The 26,104-nt window shown below is 63.7% G+C and carries 20 protein-coding genes; 16 read left to right on the top strand and 4 right to left on the bottom strand.

Features of this window, described 5'->3' with window-relative positions:
* The first annotated feature begins 5 nt into the window (after nt 1–5).
* From PTE30175_RS10675 to PTE30175_RS10605, 15 genes are all read left to right on the top strand, one after another.
* Nucleotides 6–1,052 carry an L-threonylcarbamoyladenylate synthase gene (locus PTE30175_RS10675; RefSeq protein WP_150697039.1) on the top strand — a complete coding sequence of 349 codons (1,047 nt, stop codon included), beginning with the start codon at nt 6–8 and terminating at the stop codon, nt 1,050–1,052.
* A 922-nt stretch (nt 1,053–1,974) separates the two neighbouring features.
* Nucleotides 1,975–3,399: an undecaprenyl-phosphate glucose phosphotransferase gene (locus PTE30175_RS10670; protein WP_150697038.1), complete on the top strand. Its 1,425-nt coding sequence runs from the start codon at nt 1,975–1,977 to the stop codon at nt 3,397–3,399.
* 67 nt (nt 3,400–3,466) lie between these two features.
* Nucleotides 3,467–4,972, top strand: coding sequence for a mannose-1-phosphate guanylyltransferase/mannose-6-phosphate isomerase (locus PTE30175_RS10665; RefSeq protein WP_150697037.1), 1,506 nt, complete (start codon nt 3,467–3,469; stop codon nt 4,970–4,972).
* 54 nt (nt 4,973–5,026) lie between these two features.
* Nucleotides 5,027–6,229, top strand: a complete 1,203-nt coding sequence (locus tag PTE30175_RS10660; protein WP_150697036.1) for a polysaccharide biosynthesis/export family protein — start codon at nt 5,027–5,029, stop codon at nt 6,227–6,229.
* The gene (locus tag PTE30175_RS10655) at nt 6,229–6,690 is read left to right on the top strand and encodes a low molecular weight protein-tyrosine-phosphatase (RefSeq protein WP_224788689.1); all 462 of its coding nucleotides are present in this window, start codon (nt 6,229–6,231) and stop codon (nt 6,688–6,690) included. The genes PTE30175_RS10660 and PTE30175_RS10655 overlap by 1 nt, the downstream gene beginning before the upstream one ends.
* Nucleotides 6,687–8,930 (top strand): polysaccharide biosynthesis tyrosine autokinase, encoded by a 2,244-nt coding sequence (locus tag PTE30175_RS10650; protein WP_150697034.1) that lies wholly within the window; start codon nt 6,687–6,689, stop codon nt 8,928–8,930. The genes PTE30175_RS10655 and PTE30175_RS10650 overlap by 4 nt, the downstream gene beginning before the upstream one ends.
* The gene (locus PTE30175_RS10645; RefSeq protein WP_150697033.1) at nt 8,927–11,026 is read left to right on the top strand and encodes a right-handed parallel beta-helix repeat-containing protein; all 2,100 of its coding nucleotides are present in this window, start codon (nt 8,927–8,929) and stop codon (nt 11,024–11,026) included. Before PTE30175_RS10650 ends, PTE30175_RS10645 begins: the two co-directional genes overlap by 4 nt.
* Before the next feature lie 11 nt (nt 11,027–11,037).
* Complete coding sequence (locus tag PTE30175_RS10640; protein WP_191628973.1) at nt 11,038–13,008, top strand: acyltransferase family protein; 1,971 nt, start codon at nt 11,038–11,040, stop codon at nt 13,006–13,008.
* A 2-nt stretch (nt 13,009–13,010) separates the two neighbouring features.
* Complete coding sequence (locus tag PTE30175_RS10635) at nt 13,011–14,462, top strand: lipopolysaccharide biosynthesis protein (RefSeq protein ID WP_150697031.1); 1,452 nt, start codon at nt 13,011–13,013, stop codon at nt 14,460–14,462.
* 17 nt (nt 14,463–14,479) lie between these two features.
* Entirely contained in the window at nt 14,480–15,430 is a 951-nt protein-coding gene (locus PTE30175_RS10630; RefSeq protein WP_150697030.1) for a glycosyltransferase family 2 protein, read from the top strand.
* The gene (locus tag PTE30175_RS10625) at nt 15,427–16,686 is read left to right on the top strand and encodes a hypothetical protein (protein ID WP_150697029.1); all 1,260 of its coding nucleotides are present in this window, start codon (nt 15,427–15,429) and stop codon (nt 16,684–16,686) included. The genes PTE30175_RS10630 and PTE30175_RS10625 overlap by 4 nt, the downstream gene beginning before the upstream one ends.
* A complete protein-coding gene (locus PTE30175_RS10620) occupies nt 16,687–17,895 on the top strand; it encodes a glycosyltransferase family 4 protein (protein WP_150697028.1) in 1,209 nt (402 codons plus the stop codon).
* The gene (locus PTE30175_RS10615) at nt 17,892–19,193 is read left to right on the top strand and encodes a glycosyltransferase (RefSeq protein ID WP_150697027.1); all 1,302 of its coding nucleotides are present in this window, start codon (nt 17,892–17,894) and stop codon (nt 19,191–19,193) included. Before PTE30175_RS10620 ends, PTE30175_RS10615 begins: the two co-directional genes overlap by 4 nt.
* Nucleotides 19,187–20,323, top strand: coding sequence for an acyltransferase family protein (locus PTE30175_RS10610; RefSeq protein ID WP_150697026.1), 1,137 nt, complete (start codon nt 19,187–19,189; stop codon nt 20,321–20,323). Before PTE30175_RS10615 ends, PTE30175_RS10610 begins: the two co-directional genes overlap by 7 nt.
* A gap of 56 nt (nt 20,324–20,379) precedes the next feature.
* Nucleotides 20,380–20,802, top strand: coding sequence for a hypothetical protein (locus PTE30175_RS10605; RefSeq protein WP_150697025.1), 423 nt, complete (start codon nt 20,380–20,382; stop codon nt 20,800–20,802).
* Between the two features lie 23 nt (nt 20,803–20,825).
* On the opposite strand, the gene PTE30175_RS10600 is transcribed toward PTE30175_RS10605, so the two are convergent.
* Nucleotides 20,826–21,434 (bottom strand): WcaF family extracellular polysaccharide biosynthesis acetyltransferase, encoded by a 609-nt coding sequence (locus PTE30175_RS10600; protein ID WP_150697024.1) that lies wholly within the window; start codon nt 21,432–21,434, stop codon nt 20,826–20,828.
* A 137-nt stretch (nt 21,435–21,571) separates the two neighbouring features.
* Here PTE30175_RS10600 and PTE30175_RS10595 point away from each other — a divergent pair, with 137 nt between their 5' ends.
* On the top strand, nt 21,572–22,864 hold the full coding sequence (locus PTE30175_RS10595; RefSeq protein ID WP_150697023.1) for a glycosyltransferase WbuB: 1,293 nt from the start codon (nt 21,572–21,574) through the stop codon (nt 22,862–22,864).
* A gap of 32 nt (nt 22,865–22,896) precedes the next feature.
* Here the strand turns inward: PTE30175_RS10595 and fcl are convergent, their stop codons facing one another.
* The 3 genes from fcl to PTE30175_RS10580 form a co-directional block, all read right to left on the bottom strand.
* Nucleotides 22,897–23,877 (bottom strand): GDP-L-fucose synthase, encoded by a 981-nt coding sequence (fcl, locus tag PTE30175_RS10590; RefSeq protein WP_150697022.1) that lies wholly within the window; start codon nt 23,875–23,877, stop codon nt 22,897–22,899.
* A gap of 3 nt (nt 23,878–23,880) precedes the next feature.
* Complete coding sequence (gmd, locus tag PTE30175_RS10585; RefSeq protein ID WP_150697021.1) at nt 23,881–24,993, bottom strand: GDP-mannose 4,6-dehydratase; 1,113 nt, start codon at nt 24,991–24,993, stop codon at nt 23,881–23,883.
* A 114-nt stretch (nt 24,994–25,107) separates the two neighbouring features.
* On the bottom strand, nt 25,108–25,983 hold the full coding sequence (locus tag PTE30175_RS10580) for a sterol desaturase family protein (RefSeq protein ID WP_150697020.1): 876 nt from the start codon (nt 25,981–25,983) through the stop codon (nt 25,108–25,110).
* Between the last annotated feature and the right edge of the window lie 121 nt (nt 25,984–26,104).

Here is a 26,104-nt window from a genome sequence, read left to right as displayed (position 1 = left end):
TCGACATGACGCCACCGGATGCGCCCGCCGTGCTGATGCCGGCCCAGTCCGACATCGAACACGCCGCCGCGCAACTGGCGGCGGGCGAGCTCGTGGCGTTTCCGACCGAGACGGTGTACGGGCTCGGCGGGGACGCCGAGCAGCCATCGGCAGTGGCGGCGATCTACGCGGCGAAGGGCCGGCCGGCCAATCACCCGGTCATTGTCCACATCGCGCCGGAAGGCGATCCCGGTTACTGGTGCAACGACATCTCGCCTGCCGCGCGCGCGCTGATGGAGGCATTCTGGCCGGGCCCCCTGACGTTGATCGTCAAGCGCGCACCGCATATCCCTGCCGCCGTGTCGGGCGGCCAGGATTCGGTGGGCCTGCGTTGCCCGTCGCATCCGGTGGCGCAGGCGCTGCTGCGCGAGTTCGCGCGTCAGAAAGGCGGGCAGGGCGGTGTCGCCGCGCCATCGGCCAATCGCTTCGGACGCGTGAGCCCGACATCGGCACAACACGTGCGCGATGAATTTCACGGCCTGCCCGGCGTGACGGTCCATGTCCTCGATGGCGGAGACTGCGCAGTCGGCATCGAGTCGACCATCATCGATCTGTCGCGCGGTTTCCCGGCGCTGTTGCGTCCGGGGCACATCACCCCCGAAGACGTGGCGAACGTGCTCGGCGAAATGCCTCGCATGCCGGGACAGGATGGCGGCGATGCTCCGCGCGCCTCGGGCACGCTCAAGGCGCATTACGCACCGCGTACACCGTTGTTCCTGTGCCGTGCCGCGGACATGGCGCCGGCGCTTGCCGTGCGTCCGGCGGGCGAGCGCGTGGCCGTGGTCGCGTTCGCCGCCACGCTTGCCAGCCTGCCGCAGGCGCTGCCCGATCTGGTGCGCGTTCCTTTGCCTGCCGCGCCGGCTGAACTGGCGAGCCGGCTGTATGCGTTGCTGCGGCAGCTCGACAGCACCGGCGTCTCGCACATCCTGTTTGAACAGCTGCCGGATACGCCCGCATGGGCAGCCGTCAACGACCGGCTCGGCCGCGCGGCTGCGGCGTTCGAACGTTCCTGACCCCCCGCACGCCCCCTCTCCCTGTCCCTGCCCCCGCTGCATTTTGTTCTTCCGGAACAACGCACGTTACGTGACGTGACGTCTTGTTACGTAACGTGACGCTGCGCCGCCCGTTTCCCGCGCTGGAGGCGAATTTTCAAATGGGCGTTTGGTAATGAATCGCGAACAACGCGTTGTCAAGCCCAATCTCTTATGGAACAAGAGTGTAGCGTGCGCTGCACAATCGGCCGGCATGACGCATCCGGCGCGGAACACGCGACACGCAAGAGCTGGCACACAAATTGCGACTTGAGGTTGAGCCCTCGGTACTTGATGCATTCGAGACAGTTCTCTAGAAAAGCGAATGAACTCGATGAGCGACAAGACCGGCGGGCGGTGATCGTTTCGGTGATTCAGTGCATGGGTATGTCGCCCGTGCCGGACCGACGAAATGCATCTTGGGGGGAGACATGTCGTGCCGCCATAGAGCGGCGTCATGTCAACGGAGAAATAAAAATGGGGTTGCTTTTGCACGTTCGGGCACCGGGGATTCGACGCGACAGACGTCGAGAAGATGGACAACATGCCGAGGCGGCGTCATGCCGCCGAGAACGCGCAGTTGCCCGAGTCAATGCATGTTTCATGGGAGTCAGCGCCGGCGCGAAATTGCCGGCGACATTGCCGTACGGCCATTGGCCGAACGGATATCCCCCTCTGATCCGACGGCGGCGGCCGTTGGGGTCAGTCAGCACCTGAAGCAGTAATACGAATCGCGGCGGCTGGACGCGCCGGCGAAGTTCGCCGGTGGGCCGGTCGTCGTTCGGGTACGTGCGCTTTGCGGGGCGCGGGGGATCTTTTTGCCTCTGTAAAACGCAGCGCGTATGGCGATGGCCGTGCTAACTGCCGGCACGCGGCACGATGAGAGCAACGGGACTTGACGCATATGAACACGACCGTAATTGAACACCGCGCTCCACGCGGCCTGATCACGCAATTCGGATTCGTCGGGCGCATCGCGGATGTCGCGTTGGTGCTGATCGGCGCGGCCATCGCCTACCCGTTGCGCTTCGGTGGCGACGACGTGCCCTGGGGCGAATTGGCCGGCGTGCTGTGCGCTTTTGACGCGGTGCTGTGTGCGTTGCTGTTCCCGGTGTTCGACATCTACGCGTCATGGCGCGGCCGGGCGCTCAGCGGGCTCATCGTGCGCATGACCGTGGCATGGACGACCGTCTTCACCTTGGGATTGGCGTTCCTCTTTGTCACGCATCGGAGCGTCGAACTCTCGCGCCTCTGGTGTGCGGGGTGGTTCTTGATTTCGCTTGGCCTGATGATCGGGGGCAAGCTTATCGGCTATCGGATCCTGCAATGGCTGCGGGGGCGGGGACTCAATCTGCGCCATATCGCGGTGGTCGGTCACAACGCGTATGCCGTCGAACTGGTTGAACACCTTCGCAATACGATGCATGCCGGCTTCGTGCCTGTCTGCGTCTTTGCGGAGCGGCATACGCCCGAGGTGGCGCGGCTGAACTTGCCGATGGTGACATCGCTGTCGGAACTTGCCAATGAAGTACGAGCGCGCCGCGTGCACGAAATCTGGATCACGCTGCCGCCGCGCCGCGAGGCCATGATCCGCCAACTGCTGGCGACGTTCCGGCATGACTTCGTCAACATCCGGTTGTTGCCGGATATCCATGCGTTTGGCTTGATCGGCAATCCCGTGACGGAACTGGTCGGTGTGCCGGCCATCAACCTGCTTGCCTCACCGGCGGGGGATCAGTATTTCGTCCTGAAGGAAGTCTTCGACCGGGTGTTCGCCGGGGCGGTGCTGGCCGCCATCGCGCCGTTGATGATGGTGATCGCACTGGCGGTCAAGCTGTCATCGCCTGGGCCGGTGTTCTTCCGGCAATGGCGCAAGGGAATCGACGGCCGCACGTTCCAGATCTACAAGTTCCGCACGATGGTAGTCCACGAAGAGGCGGCAGGCCAGCTGACGCAAGCGGTTCAGGGCGACCGCCGCATCACGAAAGTCGGCATGTTCCTGCGCCGCACGAGTCTGGACGAACTGCCGCAGTTCATCAATGTCATGCGCGGGGAAATGTCGGTGGTCGGCCCGCGTCCGCATGCGATTCAACATGATGAGCAATACAAGGAACTGGTCGAGGGTTACATGCTGCGCTACCGGATCAAGCCGGGCATTACCGGATGGGCCCAGGTCAACGGATATCGCGGCGAAACCGCACAGATCGAGCGGATGCAAGGGCGCGTGAAATTCGATCTCTACTACATGCAGCACTGGTCGTTCTGGCTCGATGTGCGGATTGTGTGGATGACGCTGTTCAAGGGAATTGCCGGTAGCAACGCGTATTGATCCATGGCGGCCGAGCCGCCGCCGAGGGCATGCCGCCCGCAAGCATTACAAGGGAAGGAGTCCGGACATGATCGCTGAACAAATCAACTTGACCGTCAATGACGGCGGTGCCGCAGTGAGCGACGTATGTGTCGTGCCGATCATTCCGGTGGTTCTCGCGGGCGGCTCGGGCACGCGGCTGTGGCCTGTGTCGCGCGAACACTTTCCGAAGCAATTGATCGGCGTATTGGGTACGGATTCTTTGTTGCAGGCCACCGTGCGGCGCACGCAGGGTTTCGATGCGGCTCGGGTGACGGTGGCGCAACCGTTGATCGTGTGCGGGGAGGAGCATCGCTTCGTCACGTCGGAGCAATTGCGCGAGAGCGGTATCGATGCGCGCATCGTGGTGGAGCCGTGGCGACGCGATACGGCGCCCGCGCTGACGCTTGCCGCCGCGGTGGCGATCACGGGCGGTGCGGACCCCGTGATCGTTGCGATGCCGTCTGATCACGCGATCCTCGACACGCCGGCATTCCAGCGTGCGGTCGAAGTGGCTGCACGCCATGCGTGGGCCGGCGCCGTGGCGACGTTGGGTGTGCCGCCGACGCGGCCGGAAACCGGCTTTGGCTACATCAAGGTCGGTGCCTCGCTGGCACCCAATGTGCACGGCATTGACGGATTCGTCGAAAAACCGGACGCGAACCTGGCCCAGCGCTATCTGGCCTCCGGCGACTACTGGTGGAACAGCGGCATGTTCATTTTGCGCGCCAGTGTGTGGCTCAATGCCGTCAAGCGGTTGCAGCCGGGCATGTACGACGCTTGCATGGCAGCGGTGGCGCAAGGGGAGGTTGACGGCGCATTCTTCCGTCCGTGCGCGGCGGCCTTCGACCGTTCACCGTCCGATTCAATCGACTACGCGGTGATGGAGCGGCTGCAGGGCGACGACACGCTGCCGCGCGGGGTTGTCGTGCCGCTTCACGCGGGGTGGTCCGATCTGGGTTCATGGGATGCGGTGTGGGATGCGCTTGAGAAGGACGCCGATGGCAACGTGGCACGCGGGCGCGTGATGTTCGACGGCGCGCGTGCGAGCCTGGCGCACTCGGAGGGGCGGCTCGTCGCCTGCCTGGGGGTGAGCAACGTGGTCGTGATCGAAACCGACGACGCAGTGCTTGTCGCGGACCGGTCGCGTGTCCAGGACGTCAAGGGCGTGGTGGATCGCATCAAGGCGCAACGGGGCCTTGAAGCGAACACGCATCGCAAGGTACGGCGCCCGTGGGGGTACTACGACTCCATCGACCATGGCGACCGGTTCCAGGTGAAACGCATTGTCGTGCAGCCGGGGGCGCGTCTCTCGCTGCAACTGCATCACCACCGCGCGGAGCACTGGGTGGTCGTGCGCGGGACTGCGCGCGTTTGCCGCGGGGACGAGACATTCCTGTTGAGCGAAAACGAATCGACATTCATCCCGCTGGGGGTCCGGCACAGTCTCGAAAATCCGGGCAAGGTGCCGCTGGAAATCATCGAAGTGCAGTCCGGCGGCTATCTGGGCGAAGACGACATCATACGATTCGACGATAAATACGGGCGCTGTTGACGGCGCCGAGGGACACGCTTTGCACACAACAAGACAATTGCGGGGGGCGGGGAAATGACACGATATCGATGGCCGGGCGCCGCTTTCTGCGGGCCCGAAGTGCTGGCGGGCAGGGCGCTGAAGTCAAGGCGCGGCAATGTACGGCATTTGGCCGGCCTGTTGCTGGCGCTCGCGTTGGCGGGTTGCGCCATTGCGCCGGGCGTTCATTACCCCGGAACCTCGGGCAGCGAGGGGAGCGCGGCGGGCGCGGCGGGCGAGGCGCCGCCGCCGGGCGCGCTTACCGAAATCACCTTCGACCTTGTGCAGGCGCAACGCGCGTCGCGTGTGCGCGAGATTCCCGACGACGTGAAGGCGCTGTTCGGGGAGCCCTCGGCCTACGTGATCGGTCCCGGCGACGTATTGCAGATCGTCGTGTGGGACCACCCCGAACTGACCCTGCCCGCCATTTCCGTGACCACTGTCGGTACCGATTACTACGGCGCCAATCCGATCGCCCCGGGCTACAGCGTCGATTCCCAAGGCATGTTGCAGTTCGCTTATGTCGGGAACGTCAGCGTCGCGGGGTTGACCGAGCTGCAGGCGCGCGATCGTTTGACTCGGCAGTTGGCGAATTACTTGAAGAATCCTCAGTTGACCTTGCGTGTGCAGGCCTATCGAAGCCGTCGCGTGTATATGGATGGCGAGGTGCGCAACCCCGGCATTCAAGTGTTCAACGATTTGCCGATGACGCTGCCCGAAGCGCTTAACCGGGCCGGCGGGTTTACGACGGTCGGCGATCGCGCGATGGTTGCCGTGATACGGAACGGTGTCTCGACCGTCGTCAATATTCCGGCACTGGTAGCCAAGGGCGTCAGCCCGTCACGCGTACTTTTGCGCAATGACGACATCGTCCGCGTGTTCGCCCGGGAGGACAGCAAGATCTTTGTGCTGGGTGAAGTCACGCGGCCCTCCACCTTGTTCCTGCGCAACGGTGAGCTGACCCTGAACGAGGCATTGGGCGACGCGGGCGGTGTGAGCCAGACCACCGGCAACAGCAAGCAGGTGTATGTCGTGCGCACGCTCGAGGGCGGCAAGCCCGAGATTTATCACCTGGACGCCTCCGCGCCGGCTGCGATCGCGCTGGCCGAGAACTTTCAACTGAAGGCGAAGGACGTGGTGTTCGTCGACGCCGCGCCGCTGGTTCGCTGGAACCGCGTGGTCAGCCTCCTGCTGCCAAGCACGCAGACCGCCTATTTCGGGAAGGTGGTGACGAACTGATGCCTACGATCCTGATCCTCTGTACCGGCAATATCTGCCGCAGCCCGATGGCCGAGGCGTTGCTGCGCGCCAAAGTGCCGGGACTGCGCATCTTGTCGGCCGGTCTGAACGCGGCCGTCGGGATGCCGGCGGATCCGCACGTGATTCGGCTGATGCGCGAACGCGGTTTCGATGTCGGCGCGCATCGGGGCCGGCAACTCCAGGGCTGGATGATCCAGGCGGCCGACCTGATTCTTGTGATGGAGCGGCAACAGCGGCTCGCGGTCGAAGCGCTTTTCCCGATTTGCCGTGGAAAGGTCCTGCTGTGGGGGGAGTTCGACGGACGGGACGTCCCCGATCCCTACCTTCAGGACGAGATGGCATTCCGGCAGGTCCTCGGGATGATCAGCGATGGCCTGACCCGTTGGGCCGAGCGTCTCCCGCGGCTCCTTGGTCCTTTGTCTTGCGAGCGATCCTTATGACTCAGAATCCGCAACCGATCTCCATTCTTGGTCTTCCCGAGCGCGACGAGGCACATTTTGATCTGGGCGACAGTCTCGACACGCTGTATGACAATCGCAAACTCATCGCGATCATCACACTCATCGTGTCGATGCTCGGTTTTGCCTATGCGTTGCTCGCCACGCCCATCTATCGCTCCGACATCCTGATTCAGGTGGAGGATAGCCCCACATCGGCGAACAACGTGCTGTCGGGCGTTGCCTCGATGTTCGATGTGAAGACGGCAGCGTCGGACGAAATGGAGATACTGAAGTCGCGCAAGGTGGTTTGGAAAACCGTTGAGGAGCAGCGCCTGTATCTTCAGGTGCGGCCCCGGTATTTTCCGCTGATCGGCCGGTGGGTCGCATCGTTTGCCGACACGCTTTCCACGCCGGGACTTTTCGGGTTGGGCGGATACGTATGGGGCAACGAGCGTGCCGACGTGATTCGCTTCGAAACCCCATCAAGCATGTACGACGTGCCTTTCACGATTGCGGCGCAGGGCCGGGGCCGATACCTGCTGCACTCGGGCCGTGCCGGTATCGATGCCCGTGGGGAGGTCGGCCGCGTGTTGCACGTGAGCACACCCGACGGCGATGTCGACCTGCTGATCGCCCGGCTCGATGCCAAACCCGGGGCGCGCTTCGTGATGCGGCGTTTCTCGATCCAGCAGACGGTCGAGCGATTGCAAAGCGATCTGCAAATCAGCATGCACGGCAAGGATTCGAACGTCATATCGGTGCGTCTGGACGGCGCCGATCCGGAGCGCGTGAAGGGTACGCTGGCGGAGATCGGAAAGCAGTATGTGCAACAGAACATTGAGCGCAAGGCCGAGGAAGCCGCCAAGTCGTTGGCGTTCCTCGACGGAGAGTGGCCAAAGGCCAAGGCGGCCTTGGAGAAGGCCGAAGCAGCATTCAACACGTTTCGAACCACTTACGGCGCCCTGAGTCTGGGGGAAGAAGCTTCCGCAGTCTTGCAACAGTCCGTGGATGCCCAAGGCCGCCTCACCGATCTCCAGCAAAAGCGCCAGGATTTGTCGGCGCGGTTCACGGAGCAACATCCGGCACTGATAGGGGTGAACGACCAGATTCGCGAACTCCGTGCCCGGATGGGCCAGATCGACGAGCGCGCCAGGCGATTGCCCGACCTCCAGCAAACCGCAGTACGGTTGCAGCGCGACGTGCAGATCAACAGCGACCTGTATACCAATCTGTTGAGCACTACGCAGCAGTTGCGGCTCCTTCGCGCCGGCAAGACCGGCAATGCGCGGCTGGTCGACGAAGCCCGGGCCGCCGAGCTTCCGGTCAAGCCGAATCGTCCGCTGGTGGCTGCTTTATCGGTGCTTGCGGGACTCTGTCTGGGGTGCGGCGTGGCGTGGGTGCGCAAGACGTTGTTCGGCGGCATCCGGCATCCGTATGACGTCGAACGTGTCAGCGGCGTGCCCGTCTATGCGGCAGTTCCGCACAGCCGGGAGCAGGCAGCGCTGCACGCGCAAATGTCCGCCGGCAACGCCGGGCTCCAGATACTCGCGCGTTCCGGCGCGGACACTGCGGCGATCGAGAGCTTGCGAAGCTTCCGTACCGCGTTGCAATTCGCATTGCTTGATGCGCCGAACAATGTCGTCCTGATCTCGGGGCCGACGCCGGGCGTGGGCAAATCGTTCATCTCAATGAACGTCGCTGCGGTGTTGGCGGCTTCGAGCCAGCGGGTGCTGTTGCTTGAAGGCGATTTACGCAAGGGCTATCTGCACCGGTATCTCGGCATGCCGTCGCATCCCGGGCTTTCCGACCTTCTCGCGGGCACGGCAGCGACCGAAGACGTCATTCGCCGGCAGGTGCTCCCGAACCTCGATTTCGTGTCGCGCGGGACGCTTGTGGACAATCCGGCCGAACTGCTCACACATGACAATCTGCGCGCGTTTATCGAGGCTATGAAAACGGCGTACGACATCGTGATCATCGATTCGCCGCCCGTGCTTCCCGTCGCCGATACGGCAGCGTTGGGCCGGCTCGCGGGGCTGGTGTTTGTGGTGGTTCGTCAGAACGCCACGCGGGCGGCGGACGTACGGGAAACCGTCCGGCGCCTCGGTCAGGTCGGCATCAAGCCTCGCGGCATGGTGTTCAACGACATGACGCCGCGCCCCGGCAACTACGGCTACGGATACGGGCGTTATCGCTATTCGGACGAGGCGTACGGCAAGTATCGTCCGGAGCCATCATGAAACGGGACGGCATGATGCCCGCGATGCTGGCGTTCGGGACCGGGTGGGCCGTTATCCGTCGCGCAGGGCGGGCATGCCTGCACGCGGGCGTGGCGTGCGTCGTGTCGATTTCGGTCGGCGGGGCTTGCGCTCAAACGCTGGCGTTACGCATCGTGCCTGACGCAGCGGGAGGCTCGGTGCAAGCGCCTGCCTCCGCAGAGGTGCCCGACAAGCCACTCACACTGGACGCTGCGCTGACCTGGCTGCGCCAGCCCAAGCCTCGCGCATCGGTTGACCATCTGAAGCTCGTATTCGCGCCGGGCCATTACCGAGTCAACGGGCCGATGAATATTGCACCCCACACCAGTTGGCGCGGGACGCCGATTGACATTCTCGGCGCCGAGACGGGGGCCACCGTCATTAGCGGAGGCCGCATCGTACGCGGTTTCGCGCCCGTGACGGACCCGGCGGTACTCGCGCGTCTGACGCCTGCCGCGCGCCCGCATGTCAAAGTCGCCCTCCTGGCGGCGTCCGGCGTTTCCGACGTTGGCACGTTTGTCCGCCACGGTTTCGGATTGCCGTCGCGAACGGCCTCGCTGGAGGTCTTTTTCCGTGGACGCCCCATGACGCTGGCGCGCTGGCCGAACGATGGCTTCGCACGCATCGATGCGTTGCCCGACGGCCCCCAAGGCAGGCGCTTCACCGTGACCGGCGCACATTTGGCGGCATGGCAGGCGGAGCCCGCGTTGCGTGCGACGGGATATTGGGCTCGTGATTGGGCCGACACCACGCTCGCGCTGACCTCGGTGGACCCTTCGGCCGGTACGATGACCATCGAGGGGCCGCCGCCGCAGTTCGGCTTGAAGGCCGGACAACGCGTAGTGATCGAGAATGCGCTGTCGGAGCTGGACACGCCGGGGGAATGGTATCTCGACGCGCAGGCAGGAAAACTCTACTTCTGGCCGCCCGATACGTTGCGCGACGGCGACGTCGAAGTTTCGATGGCGGACACGTTGCTGACCATGCGCGGCGTCAGCCAGGTCACGATTCGACAACTCGTATTCGAGATGTGCCGGGGCATCGCGCTCGATATGCGCGGCGTCGATCGCGTCAGCGTCACGCAATCGGTCATTCGAAATGCCGGCGGCAGCGCAGCGGTGCTGGAAGGCCGTGACAGTGGATTCTCCGAGGTTCGGATCGAGGACACGGGGGAGGGCGGCATCACATTGTCCGGCGGCAATCGCAAGACGCTCGCACCGGGCAATCTGTTTGTCGAGCGGTCGGTCATCCGCACCTATGCGCGGCGCGCGCACGCGTATCGGCCGGCCGTGGCGATCATGGGTGTTGGCAATCGCGTGACTGACAGTCACCTGTTCGACGGACCGCACACGGCGATCATCTACGGCGGCAACGATCATCTGATCGCGCGAAATGAAATCGATCATGTGGTTCAGGAGACCGGTGATGCCGGCGCAGTCTATACCGGCCGTGACTGGACCGCGCGCGGGACGATCATCGAAGACAACTTCTTCCACGATGTAGGTTGGCCGGGGCACCCCGCCGTCACGATGGGCATCTATCTCGACGACCAGGCCAGTGGCACCGTCATCCGGCGCAATCTGTTCGCACATGTCGGCCGGGCTGTGTTCGTCGGCGGCGGACGCGATAACCTGGTGCAAGACAATCTGTTTGTCAGCAGCTCGCCGGCCATGCACGTCGATGCCCGTGGCGTGACGTGGCAACGGGGGATGAGCGACGATCCGAACGGACCGCTGCGCCGTTTGCTGACCGAATTCGATACTACGAGACCGCCCTACGCAACGCGATATCCGGCACTGGCCGGATTGCTTGGCGACACCCCCGGCGCGCCCAAAGGCAACGTGATCCGACGCAATATCGTCCTCGACGGCAACCCGCTGTCCGTCGAGGCGCGTGCATTGCCCTACGTGGAGATCGGCGAGATGTTCGGTGCCTCCGATGTCTTGTTCGTGCAAGCCATGCCGGACGCCTCGCGAGGCGCTCCGGAAGCCCTGCGATTGGCACCCGACGCGCCGGTGTTGCGCAAGGGCTTCGAGGTTTCGCGGTTCGTCCGCCCGATCCTGCGGTTACCCTCATGAGGACCGACGCCATGCGTTTCAGACGAGATATCAACGCGTTACGGGGTGTCGCGGTCGGACTCGTCATGCTGTTCCATTTTCAGGTGCCGTTCCTTGGGGGCGGATTCGTTGGTGTCGACGTGTTCTTCGTGATTTCCGGTTACCTGATGACGTCGATCATCGTGGCTCGACTCGATGCGGGCCGCTTCAGCGTGCTGGATTTCTATCTCGCGCGATTTACGCGGATCGTGCCTGCGTTGGCCGTATTGTCGGCGGCGTGGGTGGTATTGGGCTGGTTCTATCTGTACCCGGCCGCCTACAAATTACTTGCCGAGCACGCAGGCGCGTCGCTGACGTTCATTTCGAATTTCGTGTATTGGCGGGAGTCCGGCTATTTCGATGCCTCGTCGCAAAGCAAGTGGATGCTGCACACCTGGTCGTTGTCGGTCGAGTGGCAGTTCTACCTCTTGTATCCGCTCGTACTGATGTTCGGCACGCGTGTGTTTGGCCGCTCGCGCGCTGTGATGCAGACAGTCGTGTGGGCGCTTGGCCTGGCGTCGTTTGTCCTTGCGCTCGTGGTGGTGCGCCGGCATCCTGAGGCCAACTTCTTCCTTCTGCCCACGCGCGCGTGGGAAATGGTGGCCGGCGGGCTTGTCCTGCTCTACGGCGACCGGTTCCGATTCAGCGCCAGCGCCGCGGCGCGCCTGCAGGGCGCCGGACTTTCCGCCATCTTGCTGTCCGGCATCGCGCTTGGCGAATCGCTCGATTGGCCCGGGCCGATGACGCTCGTGCCGGTGTTGGGCGCAGTCCTCGTCATTGCCGCAAACGCGGGTGACACCCCATTTTCGCGGGCGGCCCCGATGCAGGCGCTTGGGCGATGGTCCTATTCCGTCTACTTATGGCATTGGCCGTTCGTGGTCCTGATTCGCTATCTCGACCTGCCCGCACATCAGCCTGCCGTCGTCGCGGCCGGGCTGGTCTTGTCCGTGCTGTTCGGCCTTCTTTCCTATGCACTGGTGGAGCAACGCGCTGCTGCGATGCGTCAGCGCTACGGTTGGCAAGGGCTTGGCATATTGGTCAGCGCACCGGTGGTCATGATTGCTTCGTGCACGGCCATCACGGTCGCGAACGGTGTGGCTGTGCGCTTGCCCGAGCAGATCCGGCAGGTGTCGGCAGAGAGCCGGAATGTCGATCCGCGCCGGACCGAGTGCCTGACACAAAGTGTCAATCGGCTTGCTGCCGACGGCGGGGATATCGGGTGCCAATACGGCACATCGCCGCGCATTGGTGCGATCGTGTGGGGCGACAGTCACGGCAATGCGGTGATCACCGGCATCGCCGCGGCCGCGCAGGAGCATGATGCCAGCGTCATGTTCTACGGCACGTCGGGCTGCCCGCCGTTGGTCGGCGCAAGCCGTTTTGGCAAACATGTCGAGGGCCCGTGCCGCGATTTTGCCCGGCGCGTCGATACTGCGCTGGGGCAATACCCTGCGTCGATCCCGCTGGTGATGGTGGCCCGCTTCTCGGCCTACGTCGATGGCAAGAATGATGTGGCCGATCCGACCATCCTTATCGGTTACGACGGCCAGCGCCCGCTCGCCGACCCGGCGGCGCGCCGTGCACGCTACGCCAGTTTTCTGGTGAACGATCTGTGCGCGCTTGCCCGCATTCGCAAGGTCTACGTGCTGCTGCCGATTCCCGAAATGAACGAGGATGTGCCGAACTATCTGGCGAAATCGCTGATCCTCGGCCGGCGTGCAGAGGACGTTTCGGTCTCGATCGATAGCTACGCCCGGCGCAATGCGGTTGCGCGAACCGCCATCGGTCAGGCCGCAGCGCGTTGCGGCGTTCACATGTTGGACCCTGTGCCACGACTGTGCCGCGATGGCCGCTGTTTCGGCTCGGATGCGCTTGTGCCGCTGTATATCGATGGAGACCACTTGAGCCGGCGCGGCAGCGAGCGGCTTCGTCCGCTGTTCCGGCCGGTTTTCGAGGCGAGTTAGTCATGCAAACCACGCCCGCCCCATTCCCGTCTGTCGGCGACAACGCGCGCTGGCTCGCCAGCGCGCAGATCGCCAAGACCGTCATTCAACTTGCCGGTCTGTCGGTGCTTTCCCGTTTGTTGAGCCCCGCGGATTTTGGCGTGATGGCCATCGCGACGGTGGTGGGGAACTTTGCCGGCTTGCTGCGCGACATGGGGACGGGGGCCGCGTTGGTGCGCACCAGGGAAATGTCGGCTGCGCTGGCGAATGCGGTTTTCTGGATCAACACCGGCGTTGGCGTGAGCATTGCGCTGACGATCATCGTCTTCTCGGCCCCCTTGGCACGACTGTTCGACTCGGTTTCGTTACGTCCGGTTCTGTGCGGGGTGGCCTTGACCTTCCCGGTCATGAGCTTTGGCGCCGTGCATCAGGCGTTGCTCGAACGCAGGTCGCAATTCAGGACGGTGGCACGCACGGACGTCGTGTCGTATGCCTCGGGCATGTGCGCGGCGATCGTTGCCGCGCGGCTCGGCTGTGGCGTCGCGAGTCTCGTGATCCAGGCGCTGGTCCATTCGACCGTATCGTCCGCGCAATACTTTCTCGCGTCTGCCTGGCGGCCGAGCTTGGGGTGGGATGGCCGGGAGGCCCGGAGTATTCTCGCGTTTTCGTCTCATCTCACGTTGTCGAACGTCGTGATGTACCTCAATCGCAACGCCGACTCAATGATCGTCGGCAAGATGTTGGGTGCGCTCGCGCTCGGCCCCTACTCCCTGGCATTCAAGATCATGTTGTACCCGTTGCAGAGTATCGCGCAGGTCGCGTCGAAGGCTTTGTATCCGGTGCTGAGCACTTGTCAATCTGACCTGGACCGGCAGCGTACGGCGTATCTGCAAAGCGTATCGTTCGTTGCGCTGATTACGGCGCCTCTGATGGGGGGGCTCGTCGCCTTGCGGGAGCCGTTCGTCATGTTCGCGCTTGGCGGCAAATGGCTTGGCGTCGCGTCATTGCTGTTGTGGCTTGCGCCGGTCGGCTTCGTCCAGTCCCTGCTCAGCGCTACCCCCGCGGTGTTCATGGCAAAGGGCCGGACCGACCGGCTGCTGCTGCTCAACTGTGCCGGCGCGACGGTTCACGTCGTTGCGTGGCTGGCAGGCGCCCGGTTCGGCGTGCAGGGCATCGCGGCGGGCTATCTGTTGGCGACGTTGCTGAGCGCGCCGGTCTATCTCGGCGCCACCGCGCGTTTGCTCGAGATGCCCCTGAGCCGTTTGCTGTCCGCATTGCGCTGGCAGGTGCTGCTTGGCGGGGGCGTCTACATTGTGGCGATGGTGGTCAACCGGACCGTCGCGCCGTTCGGTTGGCCCGGCGCCGTTCGTCTGCTTGTCGCGGGCGCGCTGGGCACAGCGTACGGCCTGTGGCACGTCAGCCGGTTCTCGCCTGAGCAGATGGGCGCATTACGCCGCGCGCTGCGGCTCGCCTGACATCGAAGGAGCGATCCATGACCCTTCCCCTGGTCACCGTCATCATCCCGACCTGCCGGCGTGCGTCGATGGTCCGACGCGCCGTCCTGACCGCGCTCGCGCAGGATTACCCGCACGTCGAAATCCTGGTGATCGACGACAACACGCAAGCGCATGAGCAGCGCGCCGTGCGTCAGGTGCTGGCCGATTTCGGCGAGGCGGTCACCGTGATGCCGAACACGCGACGCAAGGGCGCGTGCGGCGCGCGCAATACCGGCATCCTTTGCGCGCGAGGCGAGTTCGTTGCGTTTCTCGACGACGACGACGGCTGGTTGCCGGGCAAGCTTCGGCAACAGGTCGCCCTGCTCGAGCGCGCACCGCTGGCCGGCGCCTACTGCGACTTCATCGATGTCGGCTTCGGCCACGCACGGCGATGCCGTACGCGCCATCCATTGCTGACACGCACGCTTGCGTTGCGCGGCGAATGCCCGACGTCGACGAGTCTTGTCATGGTCCGGACCGCGGTGCTCAAGAATGCAGGGCTGTTCGACGAATCGCTCGCCAGTTTCCAAGACTTCGACATGTGGCTTCGTTGCCTGTCATTCGGCGACTTCGGTTGTGTCGGCGAAGCGCTCGCGACCTTCGTACAACACCACGGCGACCGTACGAGCGTGAACCTCGAGCGGCGGGCCGCCGGGCTGGCCGCAATCGAGGCCAAATGGGGAAAGGAGATGAGCGAGCACGCCGATTTCAGAGAATTCCGACGGCGCGTAACGGTTGCGGCATTGATTGAAAACGGCAAGGCGGCACTCGGCAGGGGCTATTTCACCGCGCTCCGGTTCTTCGGCAGGGCGTTTGCGGCGGACCGTTTTTCGATACATGCCGGCTTCTGGTTTGCCGTCGGGTTGCTGGGCGCGCGTTGGGGCAGGGCGTTGTACGGCCGGTCGCTGAAGCTGCGCCGTGTCGAAACCGCTTCGGTGCCCGCATGAGCCGCCGCGCCTTGGCATCCCGGCACACCGCATGGATGCACATCGCATCGTCCGGCGCCGGCTCGCTCCGTACGCCACGACATGCCGACTATCTTCACGGCGCGCTCTTGTTGGTGCCGTTCATCCAGTACGGCTTGAACTATTTCGCTTCGATCGCCGCGCTCCTGTTCGGCTGGATGCTGATTCGCACGCGTGGGCACATCGCGGTCGGTGCGACGCTGCTGACGATGGCCGCGATGAGCCTGAGCCTGATATGGGGCGCCTTGAACATTTCCGTGGAACCGAACCTGCTGCGCGAATTCCGAATTTCCGGCGGACTCGTCGTGTTGTTCTGGTTTTTGTCGGCGCGTGTCCAGCCCGGCTACCGCCATCTCGACGGCAGGTGGCCGCTCGGCGTGATGATGGCTTTGGCGATCTTGACGGCCGTGCAGGCAGTCGCGTCGGCGAACGGCATCCCGATCGTCGCGCCCAGTTGGTGGTTCGTCAACAACGGCGATGTCTCGCTGGCGGACACCTGGGTGACCCATGCCGCCGAACACGGCTACCAATGGACGGTGCGGCCGTCGGCGGGATACTCCGAGCCGTCTTATCTGGGAGGTGTTGCGCTGTTCCTGCATTTCCTTTGCCTGCATACATTGCGCGGACGCGGACGCCTGGCCGCAACCGTCGTGGCGATATCGACATGCGCGATGGCTCACACGGCGTTCGGCATCTTGTCCAATGTGCTGATTGCGGTGCTGTTCCGGTGGGGGCGCTTCCGGGGGATGCTGCTGCTGATGCCGGCGGCCGGCATGCTGCTGGTGATTGCGTTGTTCGTGTTCGCGGGTGAAGGGTCGGGCCGGCTGGCGCTGATCCTCTCGGGGTCCGACACGTCGACCCTGATCCGGGTCGTTCAGCCGCTTGGCGTGATGTTTCACGTGTTGACGGAGGCGCCGTTCGGCATGGCATTGACAGTTGCGCAGACCTATTTCAAACAGATCGGCCTGATCGGTCCGTTCGACGACGCGCCGTTCCATAGCGGCGTGTTCAATCTTGTCTATCAGTACGGCTGGATGAGCGCGCCATTGATGGTGCTCTTATGGCGGACGGCGGGCGGTGGCCTGTCGGCGATCTTCCTGTTCCTGTTGATGTCGCAGAACGGGGCGGCGCTCGATTTCGACAAGTTGTTCATGTACGTCTTCGCGATCCAGGTTGCGCGATGCGCAAGGGATCGCGCAGACGGCCCCCGGCTTTCTTCGATGCGGGAGATTCATTGAATGTCGAGACACTTCTTCTTCGCACCGGTGTCGATGTCCGGCTACCACCGTTGGACGGCAGGCGCATCGCAGGTGGGCGCGGCGTCGCACAAAGTTGCCGGCATGGCCGCCGGTCTCCGTAGCCAAGGGCGGCGTGCCGTTGTCGTGAGTTCGCCGATCGTAACGCGGGAGCGACGGCGGTGGGGCTTCGGCGGGCGCGTCTGCCGGGACGATGGCATGGCATGTGTGTATCTGCCGGTCGTGCGCATGCGTGGCTGGAATCGTCTCTGGTCCGGTTTGCTTTACCTTTGGTTTGCCGTCAGGCGAATTCGCGCGGACGATACTGTCGTCTTCTACAATTTTTTTCCCGAGTATCTGCTTGCGGCTGCCTGGCTTCGTTGCCGCTACGGCGCCGAACGGCTGATCATGGATATCGAAGACGGGCCGCGTGCCGACGAGCCCGGCGCTCGCGCACGTATCACGCGCTGGAGTTTTCGCGTGTTGCGCCGCCTGTGCAGCCCGCGTGCGATTGTCGTGTCTCACCAACTGGCGGCCTCGCTCGGCGTGACCGACGCCTGTGTCATCAACGGCGTCGCGCTGTCCGGTCCGGCATTGCCGCCGGATTTCGACGGGCCGGTGACGTTTCTTTACGGCGGGACCATCGAAGCGGGCACGGGCTTGCCGATATTTGTCGATGCCGTTCGCCAGATCGCGCGCGAACATCCGCAGCTTGCGGCACGGATCCGGTTTCTGATTACGGGCTTCGGCGCAACGGAGGAACTTGAAGCGCTGGCGGCCGATGTTCGCTTGAGCGGCGTCGTCGTCGACGTACGGCAGGACGTCGGGCCGACGGAATACCTTGCCGCGCTGAGGGCGTCACAGGTAGGCCTGTCGCTACGCATGCCGGTGAGCTCGCTATCGGCAACCACGTTTCCGTCCAAGGTCATCGAGTTTGCCGCCAACGGCTTGCTCGTCCTGACGACCGATGTGAGCGATATTGGCCGGATATTCGATGGCGCCACGGCTGTCGTGCTGCGCGAAGCCACCGCCCAGGGGCTTGCCGCGCAAATGATCGCCATTGCCGCCGATCCGGCGACACACGCCCGCGTCGCGGCGGCAGGGCGCACACGTGTGATCGAGCGATTCAGCATCGCGGCGATCGGCCGGCAACTTGCCGATTTCCTGGTCCGCCCGGCAAACGGGAAGCGGCCTGTCACGGAGTTGCCATGAGCGTGCCCAAAAACGACCAGAGGGGTCCTGTGACGCCGACCGATGACCATTGTCTTCAACCCGTGTGCGAACCGGCCCAGCGGATATTGCACGTACTGCCTACCTTGGCAAGAGCGGCGGGCGGTGTGGCCGAGGCGGTGGTGCAGCTGGTCAATCACATGCGGCCGCTTGGCTGCGTCAGCGAAGTGGTTTGCCTCGACGCGCCGGCCGCGTCAGCGGTCACGCATATCGACGGTATCGTTCACAGGCTGGGGCGTGGTTTGGGATTCTACGGACTTTGTCCGAAGCTGGTGCGCTGGATACGCGCCCATGCCCATCGCTTCGATGCCGTTATCGTGCATGGCATCTGGCAGTTCCACAGCGTGGCGGCGTGGCTGGGGGTGCTTGGCAGCGCGACGCCGCTCTATGTGTTTCCGCACGGCATGCTGGACCCGTGGTTTCAGCGGACGTATCCGCGCAAGCATCTGAAGAAGCGTGTCTACTGGGCGCTCGCGGAGGCGTTTGTGTTTCGGCGCGCCAAGGCCGTGCTCTTCACGTGCGCGGGTGAATGTGAACTGGCGCGCCGTCCGTTTCTCGCGAATAGCGGCAGTCTGCTGACTGTGACCGGGTTCGGCATCGGTGGTGTGCCGCAGCAATGGGTTGCCTCCAGCGACGTTTTCCTGAGGGCCTTTCCGGCGCTTCGCGGCAAGCGGGTTGTCCTGTTTCTCGGACGGCTTCATGAGAAGAAAGGGTGCGATCTGCTACTGAAGGCGTTTGCCGAGGCAACTGTGCTGGACTGCGATATCCGCCTTGTGATGGCCGGCCCGGGCGCTGAGGCCGAGCGGGCATCGCTTGAGCGCCTGGCGCATGATCTGGACATCGCGGACCGGATCGTCTGGACAGGCATGCTTGAAGGGGCGATCAAATGGGGGGCACTACAAGCCGCAGAGGTATTCGTTTTGCCCTCGCATCAGGAAAACTTCGGTATCGCCGTGGTCGAGGCACTCGCATCGGGTACGCCGGTGATCATCTCCGAGCAGGTGAACATCTGGCGTGAAATCGTCCGGGCAGGGGCTGGCAGGATTTGTGCTGACACCGAGGCTGGCGTGACGGAAGCCCTTATGGACTGGGTGGGCGATACGACAGCGCAGCGCCGTCAGGCAATGCGAGCCGCTGCGCGTGCGTGCTTCGAGCAATCCTTTCGGATCGAAGATGCCGCCGCCCGCCTGAGCGCGCTGCTGGCCACGGCGTCGTCTCATGACGGCGGCGTCGGACAGGCGCGTCACGACACCGTGATGAGCGAGGCAGGGCCATGCTGATACGGAAACTGCTGCGCGTCGATACCGGTGGCCGCCGCATCGAGCTGGACTTTGTGCGCGGGTTGGCCATTCTTGCCGTGATGGGGGCGCATTTCCGCGTACCCGATACCGGGGACGGCCTGCTCGCCGCCCTCGCGTTTCCGCTGAAAAGTTTCGGCCACGAAGGCGTCAATCTTTTCTTTGCCCTGAGCGGCTTTCTGGTGGGAGGACTACTGCTGCGCCAGTATGCAGCCGGCCGGGTCGAGGCCGGGCGTTTCATTGTGCGGCGTATCTTCAAGATTTGGCCGGCCTATTACGCTTTGCTTCTGTTCCACTGGATTGCGGGGAGGCACCCGACGGACGGATTCCTGATGCAGAACGCGTTGCATGTCCAAAATTACTTGGGGTCGTCGATTACGCAGACGTGGAGCCTTGCCATCGAGGAGCACTTCTATTTGCTGTTGCCGGTGCTGCTGCTCATATTCGTGCGCCGCAAACTTGGCAGCAATGCAGTCATCGCGAGTCTGGGGGCGATCTGTGTGGCGGTGCTATTGGCGCGTGCCGCAGCGGTGGGGCGCGGCGACTTGCAGGCGGCTTTCGCCCATACGCAATATCGCATCGACAGTCTGCTGTTCGGAACCTTGGTCGCCGCTTGCTACTGGCTGAAACCCCAAAGATATGCCGCGCTGGCCAGACGCCGAGGCGTGCTGGTGATGACGGTGCTGTGCCTGCTGGCGTGGCTGCTGACCTTGGGGCGGGATCCCGTGATCGATCGTTCGATCGGCTACAGCGTGCAGGCGGTGGGATACTGCGCTTTGATCGTGCTGACGTTGGAACACAGCGGGTCTTGGCGGACGACCCGCGGCTATCGTTGGGTTGCGTGGCTCGGACAGTATTCCTACGGAATCTACCTCTGGCATTCACTGGCGCTGATGCCCGGGACACGATACATCGCGTGGACAAACTCGCTTGGCATGCCGGTCGAGTGGGTGTGGTGGTCGGTGTTGCTGCTGCAGTTGTCGATTGCCGTAAGCGTGGGCTATGCGATGACACGTCTGATCGAATTGCCGTTCCTGTATTGGCGGGACCGGGTTGTGCCGGCAGGCGCGGCCGCAACGGCGCCGCCTGCTGATGCGCGGCGGACCGTATGAGGCGCGTGCGCTGCCGCTGGCGAATCGCCAGTTCCTGTCACCTCGGGGGGATTGTCATGTCCGATTTCCGGATCACCGGTGGCCGTAACGGCCTGCTGTTCTGGCTCCTGGCCACCATGGGGGGAATGGGCACGGTGCCAGCTTTGGCGAGTGCCCAGGACATGTCCAGTGTCGGCATGCCGCTGTCGGCGTCGGTTTTTCCGGGCGCACGTAATGACGTGCCGAAGCGATTGCCCGCACCCGGCACGGGCGCGCGCGGTGAGTCGGGGGATATCGTGGGAATCGTCAAACCTGGCTCGACCGCCATGCAGCGCAAGCGCCAGGCGCAGCGAGCCATCGCGCCGCGCATTGCGGCAACACCGCAAGCGCCGCAGGGCACACCCGCCTGGGACGCCGGGAGTCTCTACGATAGCGGCCGTCTCTATGGCGGCGCGCAAAACTATGCGAGCTCGGACCATCTTTGGGGCGCTCGCAAATGAACCGGGGGAGAGTACGTGCGCGGTTACGTGTTCGCCGGACGGCGCGGTCGGACTGGCCGCGCCGGATTGCCGAGACAGACCATTGCGGCGGGAAGCTGGCCGACCACGGTGCTGCGCGCGCCCACGACGGCGCCGTCGGCCACGCACGCGCCCGGGGCAACAAATACCCCGCTGGCGATCCACACCTGGTCGCCGATGCGCACTGCGGGACCCCGGATCGGAAAGTCAGGCAAGCGATAGTCGTGATCCCCGGCGCAGACGTAGGTGCCTTGCGATACCACCGAGTGGGCGCCGATATCGATGGGGCCGAGGCTGTACAGCGTGACATCCTCACCGATCCAGGCGTAATCGCCGATCGAGATTTTCCAGGGGTAGGTCACGTGCGCCGAAGGGCGGATGATGACGTGCTTGCCGACGCGCGCCCCGAACAGGCGCAGCAACATTCGGCGCCACCCGTTGCAGACGCGCGGCGACGTGCGGAACAGCAGCGCTTGCACACACCACCACAATTGCACGAACCACGCAGGGCGTCCGCGAAAACCGGCGGGTACGCGGAAGGAAGAAAGATCCTGATAGACAACGCCGGCATGCGCCGCGTCGTCGACAGCCGTTGCATCGTGCTGAGTCGTCATGCCATCCCCGCCAATAAATGGATCGCGCTACCGTCGTGGCGACCGCGTATTCTTGTGGGGTCATCTTATCCGAAAAGGTCGGGATGCAGGGTAATGCAGGATAACGAAACGACGGCGCGTCGACGCGCGGGGGCTGAATGAAGATCCTGATCTATGGATTGAACTACGCGCCGGAGTTGACGGGCATCGGCAAATACTCCACGGAGATGAGCGAGTATCTTGCCGCGCGCGGGCACGAGGTGCGCGCCGTGTGCGCGCCGCCTTACTACCCTGCGTGGCGGGTATCGCCGGGCTACGCGTCGTGGCGCTACGTCAAGGAGCACAGGGCTGGCGTCACGCTCTGGCGGGCGCCGCTCTGGGTGCCGTCGGCGCCGACGGGACTCACGCGGTTACTGCATCTGGCCAGTTTTGCGCTCAGCAGCTTGCCGCTGCTGGTCCGTCAGCTTGCCTGGCGTCCCGATGTCGTATTTTGTGTCGCGCCGAGCCTGGCCAATGCGCCGGCGGGTTGGTTGACCGCACGAATGACCGGGGCGCGCGCCTGGCTTCATATCCAGGACTTCGAGGTCGATGCGGCGTTCGGCCTCGGTCTGCTCAAGGGCGGCGCGATGCGGGGCGCGGTGCGCTGGCTGGAGCGCGCTGTGTTGCGCCGCTTCGACGTCGTGTCGACCATCTCGGAGAAAATGATGGGCCATGCCCTGCGCAAGGGCGTCTCGCCGGTCCGGCTGGCGCATTTCCCGAATTGGGTTGACACCAACGACATCGCGCCGTTGGACACGGTCAGCGTTTATCGTGGGCAACTCGGGATTCCGGCGGACCACTGTGTTGTCCTGTACGCCGGCAACATGGGGGCAAAACAGGGGCTGGAGGTGTTGGCAGCCGCAGCGCTCGCATTGCAAGGGCGAGGCAACATGACGTTCGTCTTCTGTGGGGATGGTTCATGGAGGGCGGCACTTGAGCACGCTTGCTCGGGCTTGCCGAATTGCCGCTTCTTGCCATTGCAACCGTCGGATCGCTTGAATGCGCTGCTGAATCTTGCGGACATCCACGTTTTGCCGCAGCGTGCCGACGCCGCCGATCTGGTCATGCCGTCCAAGCTGACGGGAATGTTCGCCAGTGCGCGAGCCGTGGTGGCCATGGCGGCGCGCGGCACGGAGTTGCACGATGTCGTGTCTGCGCGTGGTGTGGTGGTGCCGCCGGGTGATGTGCGAGCCTTGACCCGCGCCATCTCGGCGCTTGCGGATGACCCGCAACGCCGACAACATCTGGGCGCTGCCGCGCGTGAATATGCGCTCGCTGTCCTGTCGCGCGAAGCCGTGCTTGCGAGGTTCGAGGCCGATCTCAACGCGCGTACCGGGCTGCCGAAGCCGCATCGGTGTGCCGAACGGCCCGAGCAGTATGAAGCGCAGACGGGGGAGACCGATAGACGGTGACTGCGCCGGCGCAGACCCGGCGCCAGTCACCGCTATCCGCCGGTACGCGCCCGATCGCCGTTGGCGAGGAACCATGCATACGTGCTGGCGAGCCCTGACTTGAGCGGGATCTCAGGCCGCCAGCCAAACGAAGCCAGCTTGTCGATCGACAGGAGCTTGCGTGGCGTGCCGTCCGGCTTCGTCAGATCGTGCTCGAGTTCGCCATCGAACCCGACGACTTCGGCAATGATTTCCGCCAATTCCCGCACGGGCAGGTCAATGCCGCAGCCCACGTTCAGATGCGAGCAGCGGGGTGATGCGACTGCCCAATAGGTGTCGCGCGGCACGTTCATCACCCGCACGGATGCGGCGGCGAGGTCGTCGACATGCAGGAATTCGCGGCGGGCCTGGCCGGAACCCCAGAGGCGCGTGTGCGATACCCCACTCAACTTGGCTTCGTGAAAACGCCGCATCAATGCGGGGATGACGTGGCTGTTCTCGGGGTGGAAATTATCGCCGGGGCCATACAGATTGGTTGGCATCAGGCTGCGGTAGTCGGCCCCGTACTGACGGTGATAAGACTCGCACAGCTTGATGCCCGCAATCTTGGCGATGGCATAGGGCTCGTTGGTCTCCTCCAGCACGCCCGTGAGCAGTGCGGCTTCGGTCATCGGTTGTGTCGCGTGCTTGGGGTAAATGCACGACGATCCAAGGAACAGCAGCCGGTTCACCCCGGCCCGCCATGCCTCGTGGATGACATTCGCCTCGATCATCAGGTTCTGATAGATGAACTCCGCCGGATACGTGTGATTGGCATGAATGCCGCCGACTTTCGCCGCGGCCATGTACACCTGATCGATTTGCATGTCCGCAAAGAATGCACGCACCGCAGCCTGATCGGTCAAATCGAGTTCCGCTGAACTGCGTACGATCAGTTCGATGCCAGGATCTTGTGCAAGCCGGCGCACGATGGCCGACCCGACCATGCCGCGATGGCCCGCAACGAACACGCGTTGTTGGTCGTTGGAAGGCACGGACTACTCCTTGTGTTCGTGCACGGCAAATCCGTGAGATTTGACGAGCGCATCGCGGCGCGCGTCAATCAGATCGTTTGCGACCATTTCCGCAACCAGCGCAGGGAACGGCGTCGTTGGCCGCCAGCCAAGCTGCGCGCGTGCCTTGCTTGCATCGCCGAGAAGCGTTTCGACCTCCGTTGGACGGAAATAGCGCGGATCGACCCGGACGATGACATCGCCTGCGCGCACGCCGGTATTCGATCCGGCGTCGACCACCACGGCCGATTCGCTTTCGGCTTGGCCTTGCCACGCGAGCGCGATCCGGAGTTCCCGGGCCGCGAGCGTGACGAACTCACGTACGCTGTGTTGCTCGCCGGTGGCGATCACGTAGTCTTCCGGCACGGTTTGTTGCAGCATCAGCCATTGCATTTCGACGTAATCGCGCGCGTGTCCCCAATCGCGCAAGGAATCGAGATTGCCGAGGTACAGGCAATCCTGCAGCCCCAGCGAGATACGTGCGAGGGCTCGCGTGATCTTGCGCGTGACGAACGTCTCCCCGCGCAACGGCGACTCGTGATTGAAGAGAATGCCATTGCAGGCGTACATGCCGTATGCTTCGCGGTAGTTCACCGTGATCCAGTAGGCGTACAGCTTGGCGGCCGCGTACGGGCTGCGCGGATAGAACGGCGTGGTTTCGCGTTGCGGCACTTCCTGCACTTTGCCGAACAGTTCGGATGTCGATGCCTGATAGAAGCGGGTCTTGTGGGTCAGGCCCGCGATTCGGATGGCTTCGAGCACCCGCAGGGCGCCCAGCGCGTCGGCGTTAGCCGTGTATTCGGGCTCTTCGAACGATACTGCCACGTGGCTTTGCGCGGCCAGATTGTAGATCTCATCCGGCTGAATTGCCTGAATGATGCGAATCAGGCTCGACGAGTCCGTCATGTCACCATGATGAAGGATCAGGTTCCGCTCGGATTCATGGGGATCCTGATACAGATGATCGATCCGGTCCGTGTTGAAGAGTGACGTGCGGCGTTTGATCCCGTGCACGAGGTAACCTTTCGCCAGCAGGAATTCGGCGAGGTAAGCGCCATCCTGCCCGGTAACACCCGTGATCAGTGCAACTTTTTTCATTATTTTCCCCGATGAACCGACCGGACGATGGTAGCAGTTTTGCTGCTGCACACCTAGGCCATTCAATTTAAAACGGGCGTCGGAAAATAGGCTGCGGTGTGGCCGGGCTCACCGTCAGTGTTGCGTCATCGGGCGGTCGGCCGGCGTGCTTTCGGCCGTGGCGGATCGCCGCCACTCCGGCGGCCCGAACAAGGCCATCGTCTTGTTGCGCCAGCCGGGCAGCGCAAAGGCGTCGCGGGCCATGGCGCCCCATTCATGAAACGTCAGCGTCAGCGGATTGTGCGTATGAATCTGATCGACGATGCCATACTCGCAAGGTTCGTTTTCATCTTCCTCGACAAACGACCCGAACATCCGGTCCCAGATCACCAGCACGCCTGCGTAATTGCGGTCGATATAACGCGGATTGCGCGCATGATGCGCCCGGTGGATTGACGGCGTGTTCAGCACTCGCTCGAGCCAGCCGAGCTTCGGCACCGCCTGCGTGTGGACAAAAAACTGGAACGCCAGATTGAGCAGCACCACGCCGACAATCTGCACGGGCGTAAATCCGAGCCACGCCATCGGCAACCAGAAAAGCCACATGCCCGCGACCGGGTACATCAAACTTTGACGAAACGCCGTCGACAGATTGAGCCGCTCCGACGAATGATGAACGACGTGCGCAGCCCAGAGCCAGCGAACGCGATGACTGGTGCGGTGGAACACGTAGTAGAGAAAATCCTGCGCCACGAACAGCGCGACGAAGCCGAGCCAGCCCGACGGCATCGTATAAATGCGGTGATGATCGTAGACCCACGCATAGAGCGGCACGACGAATAGCCACGCGACCTTGTCGGCGCCTTGATGCATGAGCGCAAGCGCCGCATTGCTGACGGTGTCCTTCAGGCTGTACATGCCGGGCCGGCGGCTGCGCCAGTACCATGCCTCGACGCCGATGCACAGCAGGAATACCGGCGCGAGCGCCAGCAGAACGAGTTCGATACCCATGGATTTCGTCTCCTCACGAAAGCGATGCGGGCCGGCGGTTCTCCATCGACCGCCGTGTCACCGTGCGAGCGTCCATTCTGACGCAGAACGGCACTCGCCATCGCATGGCTAGAGGGGTTCT

This window comes from Pandoraea terrae (assembly GCF_902459695.1).
Lineage (GTDB): Bacteria > Pseudomonadota > Gammaproteobacteria > Burkholderiales > Burkholderiaceae > Pandoraea > Pandoraea terrae.
The sequence above is the reverse complement of the archived record's forward strand: the minus strand, read 5'-3'. Positions and strand labels throughout refer to the sequence as shown.

Coding starts and splice junctions, on each gene's coding strand:
- PTE30175_RS10675 (WP_150697039.1), top strand. CDS start 6: ATGACGCCACCGGATGCGCCCGCCGTGCTGATGCCGGCCCAGTCCGAC.
- PTE30175_RS10605 (WP_150697025.1), top strand. CDS start 20,380: ATGTCCGATTTCCGGATCACCGGTGGCCGTAACGGCCTGCTGTTCTGG.
- PTE30175_RS10610 (WP_150697026.1), top strand. CDS start 19,187: ATGCTGATACGGAAACTGCTGCGCGTCGATACCGGTGGCCGCCGCATC.
- PTE30175_RS10640 (WP_191628973.1), top strand. CDS start 11,038: ATGCGTTTCAGACGAGATATCAACGCGTTACGGGGTGTCGCGGTCGGA.
- PTE30175_RS10660 (WP_150697036.1), top strand. CDS start 5,027: ATGACACGATATCGATGGCCGGGCGCCGCTTTCTGCGGGCCCGAAGTG.
- PTE30175_RS10635 (WP_150697031.1), top strand. CDS start 13,011: ATGCAAACCACGCCCGCCCCATTCCCGTCTGTCGGCGACAACGCGCGC.
- PTE30175_RS10615 (WP_150697027.1), top strand. CDS start 17,892: ATGAGCGTGCCCAAAAACGACCAGAGGGGTCCTGTGACGCCGACCGAT.
- PTE30175_RS10650 (WP_150697034.1), top strand. CDS start 6,687: ATGACTCAGAATCCGCAACCGATCTCCATTCTTGGTCTTCCCGAGCGC.
- PTE30175_RS10600 (WP_150697024.1), bottom strand. CDS start 21,434: ATGACGACTCAGCACGATGCAACGGCTGTCGACGACGCGGCGCATGCC.
- PTE30175_RS10580 (WP_150697020.1), bottom strand. CDS start 25,983: ATGGGTATCGAACTCGTTCTGCTGGCGCTCGCGCCGGTATTCCTGCTG.
- PTE30175_RS10630 (WP_150697030.1), top strand. CDS start 14,480: ATGACCCTTCCCCTGGTCACCGTCATCATCCCGACCTGCCGGCGTGCG.
- PTE30175_RS10595 (WP_150697023.1), top strand. CDS start 21,572: ATGAAGATCCTGATCTATGGATTGAACTACGCGCCGGAGTTGACGGGC.
- PTE30175_RS10670 (WP_150697038.1), top strand. CDS start 1,975: ATGAACACGACCGTAATTGAACACCGCGCTCCACGCGGCCTGATCACG.
- PTE30175_RS10645 (WP_150697033.1), top strand. CDS start 8,927: ATGAAACGGGACGGCATGATGCCCGCGATGCTGGCGTTCGGGACCGGG.
- gmd (WP_150697021.1), bottom strand. CDS start 24,993: ATGAAAAAAGTTGCACTGATCACGGGTGTTACCGGGCAGGATGGCGCT.
- PTE30175_RS10665 (WP_150697037.1), top strand. CDS start 3,467: ATGATCGCTGAACAAATCAACTTGACCGTCAATGACGGCGGTGCCGCA.
- PTE30175_RS10620 (WP_150697028.1), top strand. CDS start 16,687: ATGTCGAGACACTTCTTCTTCGCACCGGTGTCGATGTCCGGCTACCAC.
- PTE30175_RS10625 (WP_150697029.1), top strand. CDS start 15,427: ATGAGCCGCCGCGCCTTGGCATCCCGGCACACCGCATGGATGCACATC.
- PTE30175_RS10655 (WP_224788689.1), top strand. CDS start 6,229: ATGCCTACGATCCTGATCCTCTGTACCGGCAATATCTGCCGCAGCCCG.